The sequence below is a fragment of the Lutispora sp. genome (genome assembly GCF_041687175.1).
GTDB lineage: Bacteria > Bacillota > Clostridia > Lutisporales > Lutisporaceae > Lutispora.
This window is the reverse complement of record NZ_JAWLCK010000014.1, coordinates 1-24,444: the sequence shown is the minus strand read 5'-3', so window position 1 is coordinate 24,444 and position 24,444 is coordinate 1. Positions and strand designations below refer to the sequence as shown.

Annotated in this window: 22 protein-coding genes and 1 riboswitch; of the genes, 16 read left to right on the top strand and 6 right to left on the bottom strand. The window is 35.7% G+C overall.

Going from position 1 to position 24,444, the window contains the following annotated elements:
- The first annotated feature begins 244 nt into the window (after nucleotides 1-244).
- From ACESM9_RS04065 to ACESM9_RS04045, 5 genes are all read left to right on the top strand, one after another.
- A complete protein-coding gene (locus ACESM9_RS04065; RefSeq protein WP_372995544.1) occupies nucleotides 245-1,339 on the top strand; it encodes a coiled-coil domain-containing protein in 1,095 nt (364 codons plus the stop codon).
- A gap of 24 nt (nucleotides 1,340-1,363) precedes the next feature.
- Nucleotides 1,364-2,035, top strand: coding sequence for a cell division ATP-binding protein FtsE (locus ACESM9_RS04060; protein ID WP_372995542.1), 672 nt, complete (start codon nucleotides 1,364-1,366; stop codon nucleotides 2,033-2,035).
- A 68-nt stretch (nucleotides 2,036-2,103) separates the two neighbouring features.
- Nucleotides 2,104-2,922 carry a cell division protein FtsX gene (locus ACESM9_RS04055; RefSeq protein ID WP_372995540.1) on the top strand — a complete coding sequence of 273 codons (819 nt, stop codon included), beginning with the start codon at nucleotides 2,104-2,106 and terminating at the stop codon, nucleotides 2,920-2,922.
- A 31-nt stretch (nucleotides 2,923-2,953) separates the two neighbouring features.
- Nucleotides 2,954-5,440 carry a molybdopterin-dependent oxidoreductase gene (locus ACESM9_RS04050; RefSeq protein ID WP_372995538.1) on the top strand — a complete coding sequence of 829 codons (2,487 nt, stop codon included), beginning with the start codon at nucleotides 2,954-2,956 and terminating at the stop codon, nucleotides 5,438-5,440.
- 15 nt (nucleotides 5,441-5,455) lie between these two features.
- Nucleotides 5,456-6,178, top strand: coding sequence for a 4Fe-4S dicluster domain-containing protein (locus ACESM9_RS04045; protein ID WP_372995536.1), 723 nt, complete (start codon nucleotides 5,456-5,458; stop codon nucleotides 6,176-6,178).
- Between the two features lie 119 nt (nucleotides 6,179-6,297).
- Here the strand turns inward: ACESM9_RS04045 and ACESM9_RS04040 are convergent, their stop codons facing one another.
- The 5 genes from ACESM9_RS04040 to gcvT form a co-directional block, all read right to left on the bottom strand.
- Nucleotides 6,298-6,474, bottom strand: a complete 177-nt coding sequence (locus ACESM9_RS04040) for a hypothetical protein (RefSeq protein WP_372995534.1) — start codon at nucleotides 6,472-6,474, stop codon at nucleotides 6,298-6,300.
- Between the two features lie 145 nt (nucleotides 6,475-6,619).
- On the bottom strand, nucleotides 6,620-8,086 hold the full coding sequence (gcvPB, locus tag ACESM9_RS04035) for an aminomethyl-transferring glycine dehydrogenase subunit GcvPB (RefSeq protein WP_372995532.1): 1,467 nt from the start codon (nucleotides 8,084-8,086) through the stop codon (nucleotides 6,620-6,622).
- Nucleotides 8,083-9,423: an aminomethyl-transferring glycine dehydrogenase subunit GcvPA gene (gene gcvPA / locus ACESM9_RS04030; RefSeq protein ID WP_372995530.1), complete on the bottom strand. Its 1,341-nt coding sequence runs from the start codon at nucleotides 9,421-9,423 to the stop codon at nucleotides 8,083-8,085. Before gcvPA ends, gcvPB begins: the two co-directional genes overlap by 4 nt.
- 1 nt (nucleotide 9,424) lies before the next feature.
- Nucleotides 9,425-9,808: a glycine cleavage system protein GcvH gene (gene gcvH, locus ACESM9_RS04025; RefSeq protein WP_372995528.1), complete on the bottom strand. Its 384-nt coding sequence runs from the start codon at nucleotides 9,806-9,808 to the stop codon at nucleotides 9,425-9,427.
- 134 nt (nucleotides 9,809-9,942) lie between these two features.
- Nucleotides 9,943-11,055: a glycine cleavage system aminomethyltransferase GcvT gene (gcvT, locus tag ACESM9_RS04020; protein WP_372995526.1), complete on the bottom strand. Its 1,113-nt coding sequence runs from the start codon at nucleotides 11,053-11,055 to the stop codon at nucleotides 9,943-9,945.
- 117 nt (nucleotides 11,056-11,172) lie between these two features.
- Nucleotides 11,173-11,267: riboswitch (glycine riboswitch) on the bottom strand.
- A gap of 350 nt (nucleotides 11,268-11,617) precedes the next feature.
- Between gcvT and ACESM9_RS04015 the strand changes: the two genes are divergently transcribed.
- From ACESM9_RS04015 to ACESM9_RS03965, 11 genes are all read left to right on the top strand, one after another.
- Nucleotides 11,618-13,057, top strand: coding sequence for a M1 family metallopeptidase (locus tag ACESM9_RS04015; protein ID WP_372995524.1), 1,440 nt, complete (start codon nucleotides 11,618-11,620; stop codon nucleotides 13,055-13,057).
- A gap of 56 nt (nucleotides 13,058-13,113) precedes the next feature.
- Nucleotides 13,114-13,878 (top strand): MerR family transcriptional regulator, encoded by a 765-nt coding sequence (locus ACESM9_RS04010; RefSeq protein WP_372995522.1) that lies wholly within the window; start codon nucleotides 13,114-13,116, stop codon nucleotides 13,876-13,878.
- A gap of 180 nt (nucleotides 13,879-14,058) precedes the next feature.
- Complete coding sequence (locus tag ACESM9_RS04005) at nucleotides 14,059-15,237, top strand: anhydro-N-acetylmuramic acid kinase (protein WP_372995520.1); 1,179 nt, start codon at nucleotides 14,059-14,061, stop codon at nucleotides 15,235-15,237.
- Between the two features lie 56 nt (nucleotides 15,238-15,293).
- Entirely contained in the window at nucleotides 15,294-16,325 is a 1,032-nt protein-coding gene (locus tag ACESM9_RS04000) for a serine hydrolase domain-containing protein (protein ID WP_372995518.1), read from the top strand.
- Nucleotides 16,322-17,881 carry an ABC transporter substrate-binding protein gene (locus ACESM9_RS03995; RefSeq protein WP_372995516.1) on the top strand — a complete coding sequence of 520 codons (1,560 nt, stop codon included), beginning with the start codon at nucleotides 16,322-16,324 and terminating at the stop codon, nucleotides 17,879-17,881. Before ACESM9_RS04000 ends, ACESM9_RS03995 begins: the two co-directional genes overlap by 4 nt.
- 54 nt (nucleotides 17,882-17,935) lie before the next feature.
- Nucleotides 17,936-18,889 (top strand): ABC transporter permease, encoded by a 954-nt coding sequence (locus tag ACESM9_RS03990; protein ID WP_372995514.1) that lies wholly within the window; start codon nucleotides 17,936-17,938, stop codon nucleotides 18,887-18,889.
- 4 nt (nucleotides 18,890-18,893) lie between these two features.
- Nucleotides 18,894-19,733, top strand: coding sequence for an ABC transporter permease (locus tag ACESM9_RS03985; protein ID WP_372995512.1), 840 nt, complete (start codon nucleotides 18,894-18,896; stop codon nucleotides 19,731-19,733).
- Nucleotides 19,734-19,745: 12 nt separating this feature from the next.
- Nucleotides 19,746-20,738 carry an ABC transporter ATP-binding protein gene (locus ACESM9_RS03980; RefSeq protein ID WP_372995510.1) on the top strand — a complete coding sequence of 331 codons (993 nt, stop codon included), beginning with the start codon at nucleotides 19,746-19,748 and terminating at the stop codon, nucleotides 20,736-20,738.
- Nucleotides 20,731-21,696, top strand: coding sequence for an ABC transporter ATP-binding protein (locus ACESM9_RS03975; RefSeq protein WP_372995508.1), 966 nt, complete (start codon nucleotides 20,731-20,733; stop codon nucleotides 21,694-21,696). The genes ACESM9_RS03980 and ACESM9_RS03975 overlap by 8 nt, the downstream gene beginning before the upstream one ends.
- A gap of 9 nt (nucleotides 21,697-21,705) precedes the next feature.
- The gene (murQ, locus tag ACESM9_RS03970) at nucleotides 21,706-22,605 is read left to right on the top strand and encodes an N-acetylmuramic acid 6-phosphate etherase (protein ID WP_372995506.1); all 900 of its coding nucleotides are present in this window, start codon (nucleotides 21,706-21,708) and stop codon (nucleotides 22,603-22,605) included.
- Between the two features lie 17 nt (nucleotides 22,606-22,622).
- Nucleotides 22,623-23,495 (top strand): MurR/RpiR family transcriptional regulator, encoded by an 873-nt coding sequence (locus tag ACESM9_RS03965; RefSeq protein WP_372995504.1) that lies wholly within the window; start codon nucleotides 22,623-22,625, stop codon nucleotides 23,493-23,495.
- Between the two features lie 107 nt (nucleotides 23,496-23,602).
- Here the strand turns inward: ACESM9_RS03965 and ACESM9_RS03960 are convergent, their stop codons facing one another.
- Complete coding sequence (locus tag ACESM9_RS03960; RefSeq protein WP_372995502.1) at nucleotides 23,603-24,175, bottom strand: hypothetical protein; 573 nt, start codon at nucleotides 24,173-24,175, stop codon at nucleotides 23,603-23,605.
- Nucleotides 24,176-24,444 lie beyond the last annotated feature (269 nt).

Sequence of the window (24,444 nt, the reverse complement as noted above, 5' to 3'; positions counted from 1 at the left end):
CCCACACTGTTTTCTTTTTAATAATTCAAGGAAGGTCAAAACTATCTTAGTTTTGGCTTGACCAATTGAATCACAAGAAAGGCTTCATTGATTTTTTGAATAGATGATAATGGAAGCCTTTTATTATTGTTTGTATATTTAATTGATATATGCTAAAGGTTTATTTTATAAGTTGCATTGTCCCATTTTAAGGAGAATGCTATAATCAAATCATCAGGCTTGTAGAAAAGGGGGTATGTACATATTGAAATCCTTCTTTCTGATCATAGTTTTATTAATATCTATTATGACAAATTTATTAACGGGGCAAGCTGATCCCTTCTCCATAGTTCAGGAAAAGCTAGATGGAATTTCAGTTGAAGAAAAAAAGGTGCTGGAACAACTTTTTATAGTTCTACAGGAAATCGATTTAATAGAGAGTGAAGGTAAGAGGATTGCCCAGGAAATATCGGAGATAAATGTTGATGTCCAAAAACTTGAAAGGGAAATTGCCATAGAAGAAGATGAATATAAAATAAAGCAGAATGGATTGGGACAGGTATTAAAGAGTTATCAGAGAATGGGGCCTGTGTCCTATATAGGCATAATACTGGAATCAGATAGTTTAAGTTCATTACTTAGAAGAATTAATATACTTAGAGATCTTACACGTGATACTGGAGAGATTCTTGAGAAAATCGAAGAAAGCAAAAACAGGCTTATGGAAAGCAAAAATAAGCTGAAAGATAATATACAATTGCTGGAAGACAGGCAGAAAGAGTTAGATCAGGCTTTGGAAAAAGCAAATAGGCTTAAAGATGATTTTGAGAAGTTTATATCCAACTTAGGAGAAGAAAAAGAATATTATAAGGATTATTTAGCAGATATGCAGATTGCATGGGATGAAGCAAAAGCTATGTTTTCCAAAACTGCTGAGAATTTTTCAAATATAGTGAGAGAAAACAGTTTATCTCCAGAGGATTTGAACCTGTCTTTTTCCATAGACGGAGTAAGAGGCTCTATAAAGGAAGATGGAATCAATGATATAATTTCAAAGCAAGCCGACTTAGAAGAAATGGTGATTGATTTTCAACAAGATATAATCAAAATAGAGCTGCCAAAGAAAAATCTAATATTGATTGGACATTTTATCATAGAGGGAGGCCACTCCTTGGTTTTTCGTGCAGAAGAAGGCAGCTTTTACGATATGAAGTTGGAGCCTGGTTCAATAGAAGAGCTTTTCAAAGAAAATCAGTTGGTTTTGGCTCTTAAACCTTTACTTGGCAACAATAGTACCCTGAAGTCTGTTGAAATAAGAGAAGATTACCTGGAACTGATGGTTAAATGGAGCCTATTCTAGAATGATGCATAGGAGGCGATATAATTGATAGAAGCTGAAGGTGTATGCCTTAATTACTCAAATGGTACAATGGCATTGAAAAATGTTGATTTACATATAGAATCCGGTGAAATGGTATATATTACAGGTCCAAGCGGTTCGGGAAAAACAAGCCTATTGAAGCTTTTTATGGGAATGGAGTATCCTACGGAAGGTAAGTTGACTGTTTTGGGACAACCTATAATCAGGGGACAAGCCTCCAATATAAGACAACTGAGGAGATCCATTGGGCCTGTGTTTCAGGATTTTCGTTTGGTAAAAGGCAGAACTGCTATTGAAAATGTTATGCTGGGTGCCAGATTTCTCGATATATCCAATAAAAAGCTGAAGGAAAGTGCAGTAATTGCTTTGGCTAAAGTTGGGCTGGAGAAAAAAATGTTTTCAATGGTTGAACATCTGTCATGGGGTGAGTGTCAAAGAGTGGCTATTGCCAGAGCAATAGTCAGAAGGCCAAGACTGATCCTTGCAGATGAGCCTACTGGCAATCTTGATATGGATAATGCCTTAAACATAATGGAGCTTTTTGCTTCCTTGAAGGAAGAAAACACTACTGTAGTTATCACAACTCATGCAACTCATCTCCTTAACAACTTAAAAGAAGGAAGGCATATTCATATCGAAGGCGGCATCATATATCAGAAAGGCTGGGTTGATTAGTGAAAACCATTATAAGCAATTTTGGTTATTTTTTAAAGGAAGCTAGAACAATCATTAAGATTAACTTGATGTCTAATATACTCTCTATACTGAGCATAGGATTGATTCTTTTTTTTGCTGTTGCCACTATATCAGGCTGGTGGATCAGCAACCAGGCGGTAGAAGTTTTAGAAGAAGAAGCGGAGATAAACGTTTATTTTGCAGAGGATATTGATGAGGATGAAGTTGACCATATGATGAAAAAAATCCATGCTTTGACTGGCGTTGAAGAAGTAAGCTTGGTGGATAAAAATGAAGCTTATCATAGAATGGAGGAAGTTCTGGGGAAGGAAGCCAAGGTATTGAAATATTTGGACGAAAACCCTTTTAGTCCCTATATTGAGGTGCAAATTGATTTGGAATCTATGGATTCTATTATAGAGAGGCTTAAAAGCATAGAAGGCATAGAACAGATAAGGGATAACAGAGAAATTCTAGACAAAATTCGTAATCTGTCATCTGTATTGAAGACCATCGGATATATATTTATCACAGCAGTAGGAGTTTCCACATTGATTATAGTATCTCATATAATAAGGACAGGAATTTACGAGAACAGAGAACAAATAAATACTCTGATATTGCTTGGTGCGCCTGATGGATTCATATCCTTTCCATTTTTAATTGAAGGTATGATATTAACCCTTGGAGGCGGTTTGTTGGCTTCATTATTATTATCACTATCCCTTAGATATGTTTACTCTGTCATGGCTGGACCCCTTCCGTTAATACCTTTACCTGATATGGAATCCATGGGAAGAAACCTGATTTCTATTATCATGCTTCTGAGTGCCGTTTTTGGCTTATTAGGCAGCCTATTTGGCTTGCGTTCAGCCAGAAGTCGGTAGAAGTATCTAATAACATGAAGAGGTATTTTGTATGAAATATAAAGAATGCAATGTTGTTTGTACCATGCATAAAATGCATTGCTCATCAGCATGTTTATTAAAACTTCATATTAGAGATGGTAAGATAGTAAAGATTACTTCAGCAGGTGATATTCCAAGAGAAAACTCATGGAAATCAGATAATTCAATAGCCCCCATACAAAGAAGGGCATGTGCCAGGGGTTATGCTGAACTAAATCACTTGTACTCTCCTGATAGAGTGAAATATCCATTGAAGCAAACTATAGAAAGAGGCAATCCAAGAGGGTTTAAAAGGATTACATGGGATGAGGCAATAGAGACAATCGCCCAATGGTATAGAAGTATGGAAGTTAGAAAAGATGAATTAGGTTATTATCCTATCCTTGATAAGGGCGGAATAACTCCTTACTTAGGCACATGTATAAGTACCTTTGGTAATCCGTCAGGTGGAAATGTTAATGGAGCAATACATGTTGCCCTTGGGGATAAAGGAAAGGTTAAAGGGAATTCTCCTATGGACATATTCAACTCTAAATATATAATAGTTTGGTCTAATGACCCTACAGCTACACTTCCATATTTATCATATATTTTGATTAAAGCTAAGGAAAATGGTATACCTATTACATTTGTGGATGCCCGCTATACAGAATCCATAGGAGCCCTTGCAACAGGTAAGAATGGTGTGCCAGGCTTTATTCTGGTCAGACCTGGTACTGATGGAGCCTTGATGGCTGCTATGGCCTATATAATATATAAGCGAAACTTACATGATGAAGAATTCATAAAAGAATACTGTTTTGGATTTTATCCCAATGATACTGTGACAAGCCATTCTACAGGATTTGATCCTGTAACTGATGAACCCTATAAGGGAAAAACTTACAAGATTCCTAAGGGGGAGTCCTTTATTGAATATCTGGAGACTTTGGAAAAGGAAAATGGCTCCTATGAAGGTGTTTTAAAGTGGGCTAGTTGTATAACAGGAGTTCCAATAGAGGTAATAGAAAAATTCGCCATAGAATATGCCACTGTAAAGCCTTCCTTTATATTCTCCAAATATAATGGCGGAGCCCAGAGGACTCATAATGGGCTTTATTATTCATGGATGATGATTGCCTTAAGCGCCATGACAGGAAATATAAATAAAAGAGGGGGAGGATTTGGAGAACTTAGAGGTGATGATGGCTATGAAGTAAAGTTCCCCCAGTTTGAGAAGTACAAGAGTGCAAAAAAGTATAAACCTATATTAGTATCCCAGTTTGCACTTAATGATGCTATAATCAGCGGCTTGGATGGCAGAACATCTGCACAGCTAAGGGAAGATGTGTTAAACATGAACAGTATAGATTTGGGAGAAAATGCAAGGCTTTATATAGAAGCATATATAAGAGGAGATACAAGCGGTAATATATTCAATCAGACTCAAAACATTAACAAAAGACGTATTGCGTGGAGCAAGCTAAAGCATATAGTTTCTTATGAAAGAAACCTTTCTCCAACTGCCATGTGGTCTGATATAGTATTGCCATTCCAGTCCATATTTGAAAACAGATGCAATTTTGAAAAGCATAGTTCTGCTGTATCAGATGTTTTTGTTCTCAATGGACCTGTAGATGCAATGTTTGAAGCAAAACCTGATGCAGAGATTAATAGACTTATCGCTAAGAAACTCAATATAGACGGGTTTGAGATAAACACTGATTATATTTCTTTTATGAAATATCAGTGGAGTAAGGCAGAAATTAATCCGGAATACAAGGAAATCAATAGCGACATTAAGCTCCCAGACTTTGATGAAATCATTAGAGAAGCCAATTTTCAGCTTCCTGTGCCAAAGGAAAAATTGCCTATTGTCTTAGGTGATTTCAAACCTGGTGAGTTTACTACAGAAACCGGGCGAATTAATTTTTATTCTCCATTTTTAGCTCAGAGGGGAAGAGCAGTGCTGAAAATAAATAAGGCACAATATGTTCCGTTGGCAAATGGTGCTGAGAAAGTAATTCTGGATGGAGGAGTAACAGGCAGAAAAGGTATAAAATATAGGCTTCAGTTTATAACTCCACATCCATTTAATAAAGCAAATGCTACTTATGATAATGTTCCTACCCTGAGAAATTTGAAGCCCCATTCTGTAGAAATGCATCCAGAGGATGCAAAGATTAGAAACATTGACAATGGAGATATGGTATATGTATATAATGATTATGGCTGCGTGAAACTTCCTGCTCGCATTACTGCTACTGTAAGTCCTGATGTGGTTGTTATTCCGCAGGGTTCCTGGTATAGACCAAGCCTGTCTGAGACATATGAAGCTTATTTTGATTCCGACTGCGACGGCATTGCAGAAAAACATATAGTGCCTGTTGATGTTGGTGGTTGTGTTAACACCTTAACGGAGGATTTGAATTCAGGTATATTAGACCCATATATAGATGGCTTAGGGCTAAATGCAGGTGGCGCCCTATGTGAGGTCAGTAAAGAGAAACCAATTTGATATGAGGTGCTAGATATGATGCAATGGGGATTTTATTTTGATCAAACAAGATGCATAAATTGCAAGACATGCGTATTAGCTTGCAAAGCTTGGAATCATGAAAGGCGTGGTGACAGCAGCATACATCCTTTCTTTACATGGGAGAAAGATGATAGATATAATGAGCCATCTGATTATGAGAATTTACCAGGGTCTGATGGAGGTATTAATTATAGTGAGTTTAATAAGTATTGTATGAAAGAAAATTGGAGAAGAGTAGAGAGCTTTGAGTATGGAGTCAAGCCTCCTGAAGTGTATACTATAAATCTAAGTATTTCATGCAACCACTGTGATAATCCAGCTTGTGTTGAGATATGTCCAACCAAGTATATATATAAAGAAGAAAAATACGGAATTGTTACCATAGATGAAAGTAAAATTTGCTTATCATGTGGGGCATGTAAAAAGGCATGCCCTTGGGACAGCCCTCAATTTTATGATGATATAGGGTTATATAAAAAGAATGACCCAAATACTCCTAAGATGACCAAATGTGATTTGTGTATTGATAGGCTGGAAGAAGGTTTGAAGCCGGCTTGTGTTGCAGCATGCATAGTGCGTGCATTGGATGCCGGACCAATAGATGAGTTGAAAAGCAGGTATCCCAAGTATTCGGAGGAGGCCCTAGGATTCAAGAGAGAGTCTTTTACTAAAAGTGGTTTAAGAATTGGACCTAATATAATATTCAAGAAAAGATGAAGGCATTGAAGGTAAATATATAATATACTGCCATATAAACATAAAAAAGCATATATGCAAGTGAACTGCACATATGCTTTTTTATTATGCATGGAACTTTGTACTCATTTGTCTATTGTTTATTTCCCTACTAATTGATATCTAAATATGAGGAAAGCTTCATTGCCTTTTTCTTTTATATCACCCTTCAAGAGGGTTACAATTCTACCATCATCCAGTGTGATGTTTGAACCGGCATTATCATTTAAATAAGCCTTCACCGCTTCAATTTGTTTAGGGTCAACAGTTTCCTTCACGCCCCAGGCGTGAGCAAGCGCAGCTTCAGCATCTCATGTTTCACAGAGCTTGGCTGTTCTTTCGTCGAGGGATTGAGAAATACTGTTTTTGAATGCAGCTTCAATATTATCGTCATGAGCAAATAACATATTTCATCCTCCAATTCTATTGTTTATTCTTATCCCATTTTAAAACAAGGTTTCTTGCTGCTTTTGCTTCATCTATTCTCCTTACTGGAGTATTATGAGGAGCAGTCTTTAGCATCTCCGGGTTTTCCTTTGCTTCTTGAGCAATTTTTATCATTGTGTCGATGAATCCATCAAGAGTTTCTATGCTCTCAGTTTCCGTAGGTTCTATCATAATGGCTTCACTTACAATGAGAGGGAAATATACTGTCGGTGGATGATAACCATAGTCAAGAAGTCGTTTTGCAATATCCAAAGTGGATATATGATTCTCATCTTCTTTTAATCCGCCTAATACGAATTCATGTTTGCATACTTGGTCAATTGGCAGATAGTAATGTTTTTTTAATTTGTTCATTATATAGTTTGCATTAAGCACAGCCTTTTGACTTACTTCCTTTAATCCTGCTGCTCCCATTGATAGTATATATGCATATGCTTTAATAGCTACGCCGAAATGGCCGTAGAAGCTTTTTACTTTTCCTATTGAATCAGGTCTGTCATAGTCAAGTACAAATCTGTCATCCTTTTTTTCTATCATTGGAACAGGCAAGAATTTAACCAAATCTTTTCTCACACCTACAGGACCGCTTCCTGGACCACCGCCACCGTGGGGTGTTGAAAAGGTCTTATGGAGATTGAGGTGAATTACATCGAATCCCATATCCCCTGGTCTTACAATACCCATTATGGCATTAGCATTAGCACCATCATAGTACAATAAGCCTCCTGCTTCATGAACAAGATCGGCTATTTCTTTAATGTTTTGCTCAAAAAGTCCTAAAGTGCTTGGATTTGTAAGCATTAACCCTGCTATTTCATCGCTTAGAACTTCTTTAAGTTTTTCCAGATCTACGGCTCCATTTTTATCAGATTCTATTTCAATTATTTCAAAGCCAGCTACTGCAGCACTGGCTGGATTGGTACCGTGAGCAGAATCAGGAACTATTATCTTATTTCTTTTTTTATCTCCTCTGCTCTCATGATATGCTTTCATTATCATCAGGCCAGTCAATTCACCGTGAGCCCCGGCTGCAGGCTGCAATGTAACTCTTTCCATACCTGTTATTTCAGCGAGCATTCTATCAAGTTGGTACATGAGCTCCAAAGCTCCCTGAACCGTTTCTTCAGGCTGATATGGATGGAGGTTGGCAAATCCGCCTAGAGCAGCCATGTCTTCATTAATTTTTGGATTATATTTCATGGTACAGGAACCTAATGGATAGAAACCTGTGTCCACACCGTAGTTTTTGTTTGATATATTTGTGTAGTGTCTTACCACATCGATTTCACTAACCTCTGGCAAATCAATTTCATCGTCTCTAAGGAGAGAATCAGGAATCAAACTGTTAAGTTCCTTTTCTTCAACATCACAAGGAGGTAAGCTGTAAGCTTTTCTGCCTTCTTTGGAAACTTCAAAGATCAATTTGTTATAGTCCTTCATCATATCACCTCCATTACTTGAGCAAGCTTATCGATTTGTTCCTTTGTTCTCTTTTCAGTGACACAAAGCAATAGACCATTTTTCAACTCAGGGTAATCCTTTTCCAGTTCGTAACCGCCTAGAATGTTATGTTCCAACAATTGTTTATTGATTTTACTGCTTTCAACTGAACTGGTTATTGCAAACTCCTTGAAGAAAGGTTTGTTAAACAATGGTTTAAATTTACCGCTTTCTGTGAGCTTACTAAAAGCATAATGAGCCTTTAGGGTGCTTTGGTGAGCAACTTCTTTTAATCCTTTTTTGCCTAGTGTCGTCATGTAAATTGCAGCCATCAGAGCGTTTAAGCCCTGGTTGGAGCATATGTTAGATGTTGCCTTATATCTGCGTATATGCTGTTCTCTTGCTTGTAGTGTAAGGACAAAAGCTCTTTTCCCATCTACATCATTGGATTGTCCTACTATTCTGCCAGGCATCTTGCGCATTAGCTTTGAAGTAGTAGCCATAAAGCCTAAGTAGGGCCCACCGAAATTCAAACTATTCCCTAAGGATTGGCCTTCTCCAACGACAATATCAACACCATACTCGGATGGACTTTTCAAAATTCCAAGAGATATGGGGTCAACATAATTGATGAGCAAAGACTTATTCTGATGAGTTATTTTTTCTACTTCGGTAAGGTCTTCAATTATGCCGAAGAAATTGGGACTCTGTATTATAACTCCTGCTGTATCTTTATCTATAAGAGATTTCAGTTTTTCCAAATCTGTTGCACCATCTGCCATATCTACTTCAATTACTTTTACATCCCTAAATTTCATATAGCTTCTTATAACTTTCCTAACCTCTGGATGTACTGTTGATGAAACAATTATTGAACTTCTCCTGGCACTCTCCACAGCCATCATAGCAGCTTCTACACAGGCGGTTGCTCCATCATACATGGAAGCATTTGACACTTCCATGCCTGTCAGATTACATATCATGGTTTGATATTCAAATATGGCTTGTAATGTTCCCTGGCTTATTTCAGGTTGATAGGGAGTATATGCAGTGTAAAATTCTGATCTCATTGCCAGATGTTTTACAATGGAGGGGATATAGTGGTCATAAGCCCCTGCCCCTAAAAAGCATACCAGATCCTCAGTATTTTTATTTTTACTGCTTAAACCTTTCATATGGGCTGACAACTCCATCTCAGACATAGGTTCAGGCAAATCAAGTTCTCTATTTAGCCTAAGGTTCTTTGGTATGTCTGCAAATAAATCATCTATAGATTGAGCTCCTATACTATCAAGCATCAATCCTTTGTCAGCTTCGGTATTTGGTATATACCTATGCATATTAATCCTCCTTACTGCAGAATTCCTCATACTCCTGAGCATTCATCAGATCATCAAGCTCTGATTTGTCGGACATTTCAACAACTACTATCCAACTTCCATAAGGATCTTCATTAACCAATTGTGGTGAATCAGATAATTCTTCATTAACTTCAACTATTTTTCCTGAAACAGGCAGATATGAGTCGGAAGCTGCCTTTACTGATTCAATGACACTAAAAACATCTCCTGCAGCAAATTCGTCGCCAACCTCTGGCAGTTCCACGTACACTATCTCACCCAAAGAATGTTGAGCATAATCTGTAATACCTATATAAGCTTTTTCTCCTTCAACTCTTACCCATTCGTGGTCATTTGAATAGAATAAATCATTTTTTACTTCCATTTTTTCTTCCTCCTATTATGATATTTTTATTTATTTATTTTTAATAACCCATAGTAAAGTATAATTCTACCTTAATGTTTACTTTCCGTAATGGGTTTCAAGAAAGGCTTCCGTGATAGTTATAAATGTTTCCTTTATAAGCCTTTCTTATAGTTTTTTGTATAAAACTTTCTGCTTACTACTTTAGCCTTTGCTGTTCTCTTTCTGATTTGAATTTCGATTGTTGTATCAAGCTCCGAATACTTTATATCAACCATTGCAAAGCCGATATTTTTCTTTAAAGTTGGTGAATTATATCCTGTGGTTACAAATCCTATGACTTTGCCATAGGCTAATACATCATATCCATGTCTCGGGATACCAGGCTCAATCATCTCAAAACCGACAACCTTTCTCTTCAAACCCTCAGCCTTCTGTTTTTCAAGAGCCTCTTTACCTATGAAATTAGGTTTATTCAGCTTTACAAAGAAACCAAGTCCAGCCTCTAAGGGAGTGATTTCGGGCGAAAGCTCGTTTCCATAAAGGGGTAGATTTGCTTCAAATCTTAGAGTATCTCTACAGCCCAAACCTGCAGGTTTGATGCCTTTATCTTTTCCTGCCTCTAATATTTTATCCCATAGATATTCTGCATCTTCATGTTCCATATATATTTCGAATCCATCTTCTCCAGTATACCCAGTCCTGGAAACAAGGCACTTTTTACCTGAAATATTAACATCTTCCTTAAAATAGAAAAATGGAATTTCTGATAAATCAGTATCTGTGAGCTGCTGTAATATTTCTTCTGCCTTAGGACCTTGCAAAGCTACTTCTGATACATTAGGTGAGATATTATTGATTTCTACATCATAGCTTCCCACATTGTCCTTCATCCATTGAATGTCCTTATCAGTATTAGCTGCATTTATTACAAGCATGTAATAATCATTTGTATATTTATAGACTAAAAGGTCATCTACTATGCCTCCATTTGGGTAGCACATAAGTGAATAGATTATTTGATGTTCATTCATAGCTGATATGTCGTTTGTAACCAAATTTTGCACATAATCTGTTGCTTGGCTGCCTTTGACTTCAACTTCTCCCATATGAGATACATCAAACAGTCCGGCATTATTTCTCACAGCTTCATGTTCTGTTGTCAAACCTTCATATTGTACTGGTAAAGCCCAACCTGAATAGTCAACGATTTTTCCACCATATCTTACATGGGCATTGTAAAGGGCAGTTTTTTTAGGTTCACTCATAGTAAAAATCCTCCTTTTTATTATTTGTTTTAGTATTAATCACAAAACTTAATATATGTATATTTGTAATCTGTACAAAATATAAAAGGATATAATAGCACACAATTATATATGCCATTATATCCCTCTGTCTTTTTACCTGAGAGCTTCTACACCCACAGTGTATTTCCCCTACGGCGCCGCTTATATACGGACTCTTCAGAGGTCCATCCAATGACGATCCTTTTGCCTGAGAGTGTATATATTAATATGGCTTATTGATATAATTGCTCCTTCGGCTATCAATTATGATATCTCTCGTCATTATCATCTGGGCTGTTATTTACTTATTGCAAAATCGCTTGTTATAATTATACAAGTAAATCTATGGGAATTCAACAATTGATATTTTTATAACTATTTGCTGATTAATGTTGATAAATTAATCAAATTTCTAATAGCCCATAGGAAGTATAAATCTATCTCTTTTTTTCATAGATAAAATAGATATACAGTATAGATTAGAAATGAGAAAATGATTATAAAGATTTAACTTTTAAATAAGCCAGGGAGTGATAGAAGAATGATAAAATTGATATTAATACAGTTAATTGTCGCTTTTAGCCTTCTCACAGGTTGCAGTATGGTATTGCCTCAGACAGTACCAGCTATAGAAGAAAAGGAGCATTTCAATAATGCATACAATATTTCTGTGGAATATCAAAAAGATTATAATATATTAAAATGCAAAGAGAATATTACTTATGTGAATAATCAAGGTGTTCCCGTTAAGAACATAGTATTATATCTGTATCCCAATCTATATAGAAACCTAAGTACAGTTCCTGCTATAGGCTCACCAGAGAAATGCTATCCCCAAGGCTTTGATCCAGGATTTATTAAGTTAACAAGTGTGAAAATAGAAGATATGGAACTAGGAAAAGAAACTATTGAAGGTTATGATGATTTTTATATAGACATTCCATTGGATAATCCTATCAAAGAAAATCACAGTGTAGAAATTGAAATAGAGTTTTTAGTGAAGGTTCCAGTAAGCACAACCAGATTTGGACAATATAAAGATATAACACAGCTTACTTATTGGTATCCAATACTGGCTGCCCAGGAAGAGGGTAGATGGCAGATAAGGAATTATCATAACATTGGTGAGTCCAATTACAGTGATATTGCCGACTACAAGGTTGTGATAAAGCTTCCTGCTGATGAGACAATTGCTTCTACAGGTAGAATAGTTTCTGAAAGGGAAAGCGATGAGGATGGTTATAAAATAATAGAGATAGAGGCAGAAAAGGTCAGGGATTTCGTCTGGGTGAGCAGCCCAAGCTTTATCCTTGAGGAGTTTGACGTTGATGGAGTAATAATTAAAAACTATTATACTGAGAAAAACAAAGAGTTGGGGCAAAAAGCCGATGAAATCGGAGCAGATGTTATTGCTTATTTCAATAAAGTATTCGGAGACTATCCTTATAAGGAATTTTCAATAGTAGAAACCTATTTGACAGGAGGAGGAATGGAATATCCCCAACTTATAGCTTTAGGACAAAGTCATTATAAAGATATAGATAAATTAATAAGTGTAATAGCTCATGAGGGGGCCCATCAGTGGTGGTATGTGACGGTAGGAAATGATGAACATAGTTCACCTTGGCTTGATGAAGGATTTGCAAATTACTCTACTCAGCTTTATCTTGCACATAGACTAGGGAATGATTATAGAATAAATTCATTAATGAAGAATTATGAGAGTCTCGAATCTACAGATCATCCTATAGAGGCATCAGTCATGAACTTTACAAGCTGGAAGGAATATAATGATGTCATATATAAAAAAGGTGCTTTAGTCTTGCATAGATTAAGAAATGCTGTAGGCGACGAAAATTTCTTTAGAATAATACGGACCTATTACCAACGATATAAGTTGAAAAATGCCCATATTACAGATTTCTTAGATGTTGTTGAAGAAGTTTCAGGGAGAAATACAGTAGAAAAAATATTTAAATAGTTGTTGACATTGACGTAACGTAAAGGTGTATATTGTTATTGAAAGGAGGCAATGACATGGAATACACTGTGCAAAAGCTGGCTAAATTGGCAGGTGTAAGCACCAGAACTTTAAGATATTATGATGAAATAGGGATTCTTAAGCCGGCAAGAATCAATTCATCAGGATATCGCATATATGGTCAGAAAGAAGTTGACAGACTTCAGCAAATAATGTTCTACAGAGAAATGGATATGAGCTTGGATAATATAAAAAGAATACTCAGTTCGCCTGCTTTTAACGAAGCTGATGCACTTAGAGACCATAGGGAAAAGCTCCTTGAAAAAAGACAACAAATAGACAGGCTGATTGAAAATGTAGAAAAAACCATTGCCTTTATGGAAGGGAGGATTATTATGAGTGATAAAGAGAAATTTGAAGGTTTTAAGAAAAAGATGATAGAAGAAAACGAGAAAAAATATGGCAATGAAGCTAGGGAAAAGTATGGCAATGAGGCTGTAGATGAGTCAAATAAAAAGCTGATGAATATGACTCAGGAAGAATATGATAAAGCTGTAAAGCTGGAAAAGGAATTCAGGGATACACTGGCTGAAGCCTTTAAAACTGGTGATCCGGCTGGAGAATTGGCTCAAAAAGCCGCTGATCTTCATAAACAGTGGTTAACTTTTTACTGGAGTCAATACAGCAAGGAAGCCCACGCTGGGTTAGCCCAGATGTATGTAGATGATGAAAGATTCAAAGCCTACTATGATGATAAGCAGCCAGGTACAGCAGAGTTTTTAAGAGATGCCATATTGATTTATACTGGCATGAAAAAATAAATATAAATCTACAAAAGCGGTTGGTAAAAAGCCAATCGCTTTTTCTATTAAGCATTATATTAGTAAATGTTGTTATTGATTTTAATTAAAAATTATGGAACCAACAGATATTGACATAACAATTCAAAGAATATAGAATAAAATTGAAATATTATTTCAATTTTATTGAGGGTTTAAATTATGAGAAAATTATTGGATGATATAATCAATAAAAAATCAAGAATAGCTATTGGATTGATGTCAGGTACATCCCTGGATGGAATTGATTCCTGTATAGTTGAAATTGAGGGAGTTGGCAGGGAAACTAAATTTAAACTTATAGAGTTTATTACAGTAGACTATTCTGTAGTTGAAAGGAAAAAGCTTGAAAAGATATGCAGTAATGAAACTGCCACATTGGAAGATATATGCTTCATGAATACATACTTAGGAAACAAGTTTGCTGATGCAGCCATTAGTGTGTGCAAAAAAGCAGGCATAAGCACAGAAGATATTGATTTCATAAGTTCTCATGGCCAAACAATATACCACATGCCTCACAAAGGGAGTACATTTCAAATAGGTGAACTGGCTAATATTGCTGGAAAGACTGGCTGTATAACAGTAGGTGATTTCAGACCTTCAGATATGGCTTACGGTGGTCAAGGAGCCCCTTTGGTACCCTTCGTAGACTACATTCTATTTTCTAATAATGAAAAAGGAAGAATCATGCTCAATCTAGGAGGCATAGCCAATATTACTGTTCTACCAAAAGGTTGCTCAAGCGAGGATGTTTTTGCATTTGATACTGGTCCTGCAAATTTGCTTATTGATGCAATAACAAAAATTATTACAAATGGTGAGCTAGACTTTGATTTAAACAGTGAGATTGCTATGACAGGTAGCATTGATGAGAAATGGTTAGATGAAATTATTGCTAGTGATAGATACTTATATGTCAATCCACCGAAAAGCACTGGAAGAGAGTATTATAATAAAGAATATGCAATGCAGTTATATAATAATGGGTTAAAAAGGAATCTTAGAAATGAAGATATCCTTGCAACTATAACTGCTTATACAGCAAAGACTGTTTGTCATCAGATAGATAGATATGTAAAGCCCGTAACATGGATTAATGAAATTTATATTGGTGGTGGAGGAGCTCATAACAAAATGGTAGTTAATCTGCTGGAAAAGTATTCTGGATTGGATGTCTATAATATGGATGAACTTGGATTGCCAGCTGATGCTAAAGAAGCTGTTGCTTTTGCTGTATTAGGAAACCAGTTTCTATTTGGAAAGACAAATAATATACCAGGTGCAACTGGTGCTAATAGAGAAGTAATCATGGGTAAACTTGTAATTCCAAGCCGATAATTATATAAAGCATTTTGGTATTATTAATGCAATCATGATTTGCTAGGGGTGGTTTTTTGAGTTTAGAAAAGGAAATTGATTCGGTAGTTAAGTACTACTATGAAAAAGATTATTTTCCCTCAGCGGTCATTAAGATATTTGATGAAAATAATGTATTATATGAGAAATCCATTGGAGATGCCAATATTGATACCATGTTTGATGTAGCATCGCTAACAAAAATTGTAACTTCTACCATTATACTTAATCTGATCAATGAGGAAAAGCTTTACTTGGATAGCACAATAGGGGATATTTTTGAAAGCTTTGCCGCATATGAAAAACTTAAAAAAATAAGAAGCGTCACCATAGAGCAGCTTTTGACACATCGCTCTGGACTAATAGATTGGTACCCATTCTATTCAGAGAAAGGTAGTTTTGTAGAAGTACTTAATATAGTTGTAGGGAAGTATGATAAAGTTGAGGGGACTCTGTACAGCGATATAAATTTTATGATTTTGGGGGAAGTAATCAAAGAAATTACCAAAATGGATTTGGAAGATGCATTAAAAAACTACATAAAAATTCCTTTAAAAATTGAAAACATTTGTTACAAACCCAGACGCAAGACAAATATTGCACCTAGCTCAATGGGAAACATTATAGAAGAGAAGATGTGTCTAGACAGAAACATCAATTTTGATGGTTGGAGAAGTAATAAAAAGGAGTTGATAGGGGAAGTCAATGATGGTAACTCTCATTATTTTTTTGGCGGTGTAGCTGGACATGCAGGTATTTTTGCCGATGTAAATTCTTATTCGGAAATTGGGAAAGCTTATTTGACCACACAGGATGAGTTGTTGATTAAATCTATGGATGATTATGGAGAAGGAAGAGGATTAGGTTGGCAATTAAGCGATGTCTATCCTGAAGGGTGTGGTCATAGCGGATTTACAGGAACTTCAATATGGATAAGCAGAAGAAATCACATAGCTGCAGTTATTTTTACCAACAGACTCATGGGTGACTGGAGAAATACCAATCTCAATCAGTTTAGAAGAGATATGCATAACTGTGTTTTAAGAAATTTGAGGAGGGCAAATCAATGAGAAAGAAATTATTGTTAGTTATATCTACTATTCTAATTCTTAGTTTGATCTTTTCAGCATGTGCTAAGGAGCCTACTGAAAATGCAGATAACTTAGGTGCTGAACAACATGAGGAAAAACCAAAGGTAGAACAAGTCCTTAAATATGGTACAGATGCAGAGCCTTCAGGTCTTGATCCACATACTATTTCGGCAACAGCTGCAATCAGAATTTTCGGTCAGATATATAATGCTTTAATAGATGTCGATGACGATATGAACTTTATTCCGGAGCTGGCTGAGTCTTGGGAGCAGCCTAACGATGTGACTTATATTTTTAAGCTTAGAAAGGGAGTTAAATTCCATAATGGCAGGGAAATGGTGGCAGATGATGTTAAATATTCCTTTGAACGTGTTCTTGATCCTGCAACAGCAGCAATAGGCCAATCCTATTATAATATGATTGAATCTATTGAAGTTTTGGGAGATTATGAGGTCAAGTTTACTCTTAAGGAACCTTTTGCTCCATTTTTAACAAACTTAACAAGCCTTTATGGTGCAATTGTGCCAAAGGAAGTTGTTGAAGAGAATGGGAATCTTATGCAAGTTGCATGTGGAACTGGTCCTTTCAAACTGAAAGAATGGATACCAGATAATAGAATTGTATTAGTAAAAAATGAAGATTATTTTGAAGAAGGCAAACCAACATTGGACGCCATTGAATACTATGTAATGACAGATGAAGCGTCAAGAATAGCAGCTTTAAGAACAGGAAATGTTCATCTTGTAAAACTACCAGCCGCTTCCAAGCCATTAGTTGAAGGAAATGAAGATATTGTAATAAAAAGCTATCAATCTAATGATTACACTTACTTAGGTTTTAATCTTACCCTGGACAAATTTAAGGATCCACGCGTAAGACAAGCTATAAGCTATGCTATTAACAGACAAGAAATAATTGATATGACCTATGACGGTGAGGCAGAGGTTTCAGGATTTGTACCTTCAGCTATGGGAAGATGGGCTATTGATTATGCAAGCGAGGATTTATACAAGCAAAATATTGAAAAAGCTAAACAGCTAATGGCTGAAGCAGGCTATCCAAATGGCTTCGAAACAACTATAGCTGTAGGATTATTGGATGATATCAGGTCAACAGGAGAGATTATTCAAAAACAATTAGAAGCAATAGGTATAAAAGCAGAAATACAGAATCTTGAAACTGGTCAATATATTGATGCTTGGAGTAATAAAAAACACGAGATGATGGCAGGAAGAAATGGAGCAGGAAGTGATCCTAACAGGGCTGTCGCATTCTTCTTCTCCACCGAGGGTTCTGCTAATGTATGGGGTTATTCAAATCCTGACGTGGATAAACTTTGTGATTTAGGAAAGAAAACTGTTGACGAAGACGAAAGGGAAAAAATATATAAAGAAGCACAAAAGCTTATTCTTAATGACTGCCCTAATCTTTTCATAGCATCGCCAATGGAGTACTATTTTGTAAGAAAAGAAGTTAAGAACTTCAATCCTTGGACTTTTAATGCAGAAGATTTTAAGGAAATTATAATCGAATAAAAGATAATAAAGGGTTAGTTAAATACTAACCCTTTATTAAAAAGAGGTGGCTATATGAGAGCATACATAATAAGAAGATTGATGTTACTTATACCCATATTACTAGGAATAAGCCTAATGATTTTTTTAATAATGCAATTTATACCAGGTGATGTTATCTCAGGAATGTTGGGAATAGAAGAAACTCCTGAATTAAGGGCTCAACTTGAAAAAAAATTAGGTCTAGATCAACCTTTATATAAACAGTACATAAATTGGATAAGTAAAGCAGTAAGAGGGGATTTTGGCACATCTTTCAGAACTGGAAAAGATATATTTCCTGAGATAATGAGCAGGTTCAAAATAACTTTTCAGCTTACCATTATGGCAGCAATTATCTCATGGATTATCGCAATACCTTTAGGTATTCTCTCTGCAATGAAGAGAAATTCGATTATTGATGGTTTTGTAAGATTTATATCACTTCTTGGTGTATCTGTGCCTAGCTTTGCCCTTGCTACTTTAGCTATATTGCTTTTATCAAAGGGTTTTAATTATTATCCCTCAGTGGGATATGTAGACATAACTGTTGATCCCATAAGAAACTTAGAAATTATGTTCCTTCCCGCAATAATATTGGGTAGTAGCATGGCAGGATCAGTAATGAGAATGACAAGATCATCTCTTTTAGAAACTCTAAGACAGGATTTTATTAAAACTATTAGGGCAAAAGGAGCTTCCGAGAAAGTAGTATTATTTGTTCATTCCTTAAAAAACGCATTAATACCTATTATCACTCTGATAGGTATGCAGATTGGAAGCTTGCTCGGTGGAGCGGTTGTAATTGAGCAGATTTTTTCCATTCCAGGTTTAGGATTGATGACTTTGACAGGCATTAATCAGAGAGATTTTCCAGTTGTTCAAGGTTGTGTATTATTTATTGCTTTCGTATATGTAATTGTGAATCTGACTGTTGATATTCTATACACATATATTGATCCTCGTATAACATACAAGGCGGGAAGGTGATTATATGGAATCATTGAAGGAAGTGTTTATGGGTTTACTGAAGGATAGGGTAGGAAGGCTTGGAATGATAGGAGTGCTGATTATCATCATAATGGCACTCTTATCACCCTATATAGCAAATCATGATGTTACAGAAATGAATGCAAAAATTAAACTTAGTCCTCCTAATTCAGAATATTTCTTTGGAACCGATGAGTTTGGCCGAGATGTGTTCAGCAGAATAGTTTATGGTGCAAGGGTATCTCTATGGGTAGGGCTAATTTCGGTAGGGATTTCTGCTACTTCAGGTTTAATCCTTGGTCTTGTGGCTGGGTATTATGAGGGTAAGATTGGAACTGTTATTATGAGTATCATGGACATGCTTTTTGCATTTCCTTCGATATTGTTAGCCCTTTTTATAGTGGCTGTCTTAGGGCCAAGTCTTACCAATACAATGATTGCTATTGGTATAGTTAATACTCCTGTATTTACTAGAACTGTAAGAGCATCAGTAATTTCTGTAAAGTCCATGGAGTACATCACCAGTGCAAGGAGTATAGGATTGAGAGATATTCAAATCATACTGAAACATATTTTACCTAATATTTTGGCTCCCTTTACTGTTCAGGCTACACTTGCTTTATCAGGAGCCATACTTACAGAAGCCTCTATGAGTTTTTTGGGTTTAGGTATACAACCACCAGATCCATCCTGGGGATCAATGCTAAGTGAAAGTAGGAAGTATATGGAATTGGCACCATGGTTGGCAATTGCACCATCAGCTTTTATAATAATAACTATTTTGTCATTTAACATTATGGGAGATAGTTTGAGAGATGTACTTGACCCTAAATTTAAATTATAAGGAGTATAGACTATGGACAATATTCTTGAAATAAAGAATCTTGGTATAGATGTTATAGGTGAAAAATCCTCCAGAATTCTAGTAGATAATGTGAGTTTCAATGTAAAGAAAAGAGGGAGTTTAGGCATTGTTGGTGAATCAGGTTGCGGCAAAAGCATTACCGCTTTATCCATTATGCAGCTTTTAGATTACCCTTTGAAGCAAACCCGTGGGCAGATACTCTTTGAAAAAGATAGTAAAATTATCGATTTGGCTAGAGTAGATAAATCTTATATGAAAAAGGTAAGGGGAAAAGAAATATCAATGATTTTTCAAGAACCTATGACTGCATTGGATCCAATATTTAATATAGAGTATCAGATTATAGAGGTTTTGAAATTTCACACAGATTTGAAAAAAAAAGATATGAAGGATAAGGCGTTAGAGATGTTAAAGAAAGTGGGAATACCAAGGGCTGAAGTAGTGATGAAAAATTATCCTCATCAGTTATCTGGGGGCATGCTTCAGCGTATAGTAATATCCATGGCTTTAATATGCAATCCTAAACTCCTTATTGCAGATGAACCTACTACTGCATTAGATGTTACTATTCAGGCGCAAATTCTCGAATTGATCAATGAGCTAAGAAATGTCTATGAAACTTCGGTGATTATGATTACCCATGATTTAGGTGTTATTGCCGAAACATGTGAAGATGTAATTGTATTCTATGCTGGACAGATTGTTGAAGAGACCAATGTCCAGGAGTTGTTTAATAACACAAAACATCCTTATACAAAGGGATTGATTAACTCAGTCACATCTCTAGGAGACAAAACAAGACCACTTTATACAATACCTGGAACAGTCCCTATTGCTGGAGAAGTAATCAGTGGTTGTAAGTTTGTTGAAAGATGCGATTCTGCAATGAAAATATGCAGTATTAAGGAACCTGATTTGATAGAAGTTTCAAAAGGACATAAGTGCAGATGTTGGCTCTATGATGGGAGGGACGTAAATGAGTAAGACTATTCTGGCAGTAGAAAACTTAAAAACCTACTTCCCAATAAAAGGCGGTGTTTTTAATAAAATACGAGCTTATGTTCGAGCTGTTGATGGAGTCAGCTTTGAAGTTCAAGAGGGAGAAACCTTTGCGCTTGTGGGAGAATCAGGATGTGGTAAATCTACTACTGGTCGCAGCATACTTAGACTAATAGAACCTACTGAAGGAAAAGTTATTTTCAATGATAAAGATATTTTAGTTTTATCTAGAGAACAGCTTAGAATGATGAGAAAAGACATGCAAATTGTTTTCCAGAATCCTTATAGCTCTTTAAACCCCCGCATGACTGTACAGAAACTATTGTCAGAACCTTTGATAAATCATTTTAATCTTACTGATAAAGAAGTTTCTGAAAGAGTTAATTGGATTCTTGATAAAGTTGGACTTGCTAAACAGCATTTGAACAGATATCCCCATCAATTCAGTGGAGGACAAAGGCAGAGAATCAGCATTGCAAGATCTATTATAACATATCCTAAATTTGTTATAGCTGATGAACCTGTATCCGCACTGGATGTATCAATACAATCTCAGATATTGAACTTGCTGATGGATTTACAGAGAGATTTAGGTCTGACTATGATTTTTATATCTCATGATTTAAATGTTGTAAGGCGTATCAGCTCTAGAGTTGCAGTAATGTACTTAGGAAACATAATAGAGATAGGAACAACAGATGAGTTATTTGACAATCCTATGCATCCATATACAGATGCATTATTATTATCAGTTCCATCCCTTGATCCTACAAAGAGAAAAAAGCGAATTATTTTACAAGGAGAAGTTCCATCACCTATTAACCCACCCACAGGCTGTGTATTTCAAACTAGATGCAGCAAAAGAATGAAGATATGTGAGGAAACAAGACCAAGTTTAAAAGATATAGGCAATGAACATAAAGTAGCCTGTCATTTATATTAAGGAGGCTTAATGCTTAATATGTTGATTACTGAACAAAGAAATCCTAACACTAGGAATATTGACAATATAACAACCTATGAAATGTTAAGGAAGATGAATGAAGAAGATAAAAAAGTAGCTTTGGCAGTAGAAAAAGAATTACAGAATATTGCTAAGGCAGTGGATTCTATAACAGAAAGAATAATAAATGGAGGAAGGCTTATATATGTTGGTTCAGGTACAAGTGGTAGACTGGGGATTTTAGATGCTTCTGAATGTCCACCAACATATGGTACCGATCCTGATTTGGTTGTAGGTATTATTGCTGGGGGACCAAAGGCAATTTCTTCTTCAATAGAAGGCGCAGAGGACGACATTGAGGATGGAAGAAAAGATTTGGTCAGCTTAGATCTTAAGGAGATTGATTCTGTGGTTGGGATAACAGCTAGCGGCAACACTCCTTATGTTATTGGAGCTATAGATTATGCAAGAAGCCTTGGGGCACTTACTATAGGATTAACCAATAATCCGGATACATTGTTATCCAAACTATGCCACATAACAATTGCACCAATTGTAGGGCCTGAAGTAATTACTGGATCTACTCGTATGAAAGCTGGTACAGCACAAAAAATGGTGCTCAATATGATATCAACAGGCATTATGATAAACTACGGAAAGGTTTATGAGAATTTAATGGTAGATCTTCAAGCTACCAACAAAAAGTTGATTAAACGGGCTCAGAATATTATAATGGAAGTTACTGGTATTTCTAAAGAAAAAGCTGTAAAATACCTGGAGGAAACTGACTATAACTGTAAGTTATCTCTGCTTATGATACTAGGCGAACTGGATAAAAAAAATGCAAAAGAAATACTGGACTTAAACAATGGTCATCTAAGGAAAGCTATGAAGGCCTTAAAACTTTAGACAAGTGAGGAATCTATATGGAATTTGAACCTAAATCAGGAGTGCTTATTATTATTAAGAATATTATTAATCGTTTACCAGAATCAGAGAAAAAAGTAGCGCTGTATATTCTAAACAATCCAGAAGATGTATTAAATATGACTGTAGCAGAGTTAGGTGAGAAATCAAATACAAGCGGTTCTGCAGTTATGAGATTATGTAAGTCTATAAATGTAAAAAGCTATCAAGAGTTGAAGCTTAGGATATATAGTGATACTGTATCTAATATTGATTTAGACAATATTGATATAAAAAAAGGGGATACCATTCAGTCCGTTGCCCAGAGCATAAGAAATAATTCCATCAGATCAATAGAGGAGACATATAATCTATTTGATCTAAATACATTAGCTGAATGTGTGAACTTAATAAATAAAGCAGAAACAATTGTGATAACAGGTATAGGAGCTTCATTTTTAGCTGCTAAGGATGCTCAACAAAAATTTCTCAGAATAAATAAGAATTGTTATGCTCTTGAAGATATACATCTTACCGCTACTACAATAGCAAACTTAAAGAAAAACGATTTGGTAATAGGTATATCAGCATCAGGTGAAACTAAAGAGATAATCAAGCTTATAGAACTGGCTAACAGTAGAGATTTAGAAACTATATGCATTACAAATCATAGCAAAAACACACTAAGTAAGGTGGGGAAATATTGCATATATACACCGATAGATTTGGAATCCCCAGTAAGAAGTGCAGCCACAACTTCAAGATTAGCACAGCTGTTTATAATAGATGTACTGTTCACTTATTTAGCCACATTAAAATACGATGCAACTATTAAAAATCTTGAAAAGACCATAGAGGCTATAAATATATTCAAGAAAAGTGTGTTTGATTAAAGAATATGAAAACATAATAGGGTTTATTACTAAAACCAAGAACAGTAATAAATGTGTACTTAAGAAACAGCTAATCGTTATCATTGAACCGATTAGCTGTTTTTAAGTTACTGTGCCATCCCTTTAGTACCTGTAATTTTACTATCTTCATCCATAGTGAATGTAGATTGGGCATCTTCATTTGTAAAGTAAACATTGCCATCAACAGTAGTATCTACCAGCTTGAAATTTTTTGCAGATACATAAAGGTCGCCTTTGAATGTTCCATGCTGAAGACTTGCTTCCGGACTGTTTATAGTCAGTTTTGGTGCAGTTAGTGTATACCTGTTTGTTATATTTCTATTTGCATCTTGAGCATAAAGGGCTATTTTCCTTTGTATTATATCCTTGCCTGCATCATCTTTTTTGCCATTCTTGAATTCTCCATCTAATACCAGTTCTTTATCAGTGGATATATCTTTTGTCAGACAAATAATCCAAGTACCTGTATTGCTTATTGCCTTTTCAAAGTCTTCTGCATTATCTACAATAGATGCTGTTGTTACGGCATCCGGAGTAGCATCTGACGGATTTGGCTCTTCGGTTTGAGCCGGAGGAGATGGGCTTGGTTGATTGTTTGCGCATCCCCCAAGCAATGAAAGTGCTAAAATCAATATCAAAAACAATGCTTTTATTCTCACAAGTAATCCTCCTTCTAGTTAGCAATAAATTTTTCAATTAGAGCAATGAATATTACTTTAATTTAGTATAACCATATGGATAAAATCAATGTAAAGTGTATGTCCTATACTGTTTGTTTTGACTTAGTGATATCTTTATAGTAAATTAAAAATGTGAGTAGAAAAATTTTGGCTTTGTAAAGTTAATATGAAAAATTAGCATTAAGATTCGTAGAATAGCTCAAAATTCCGCAAGCAAGATTAAAACTGCTGCACTGTGGATAGTCAAG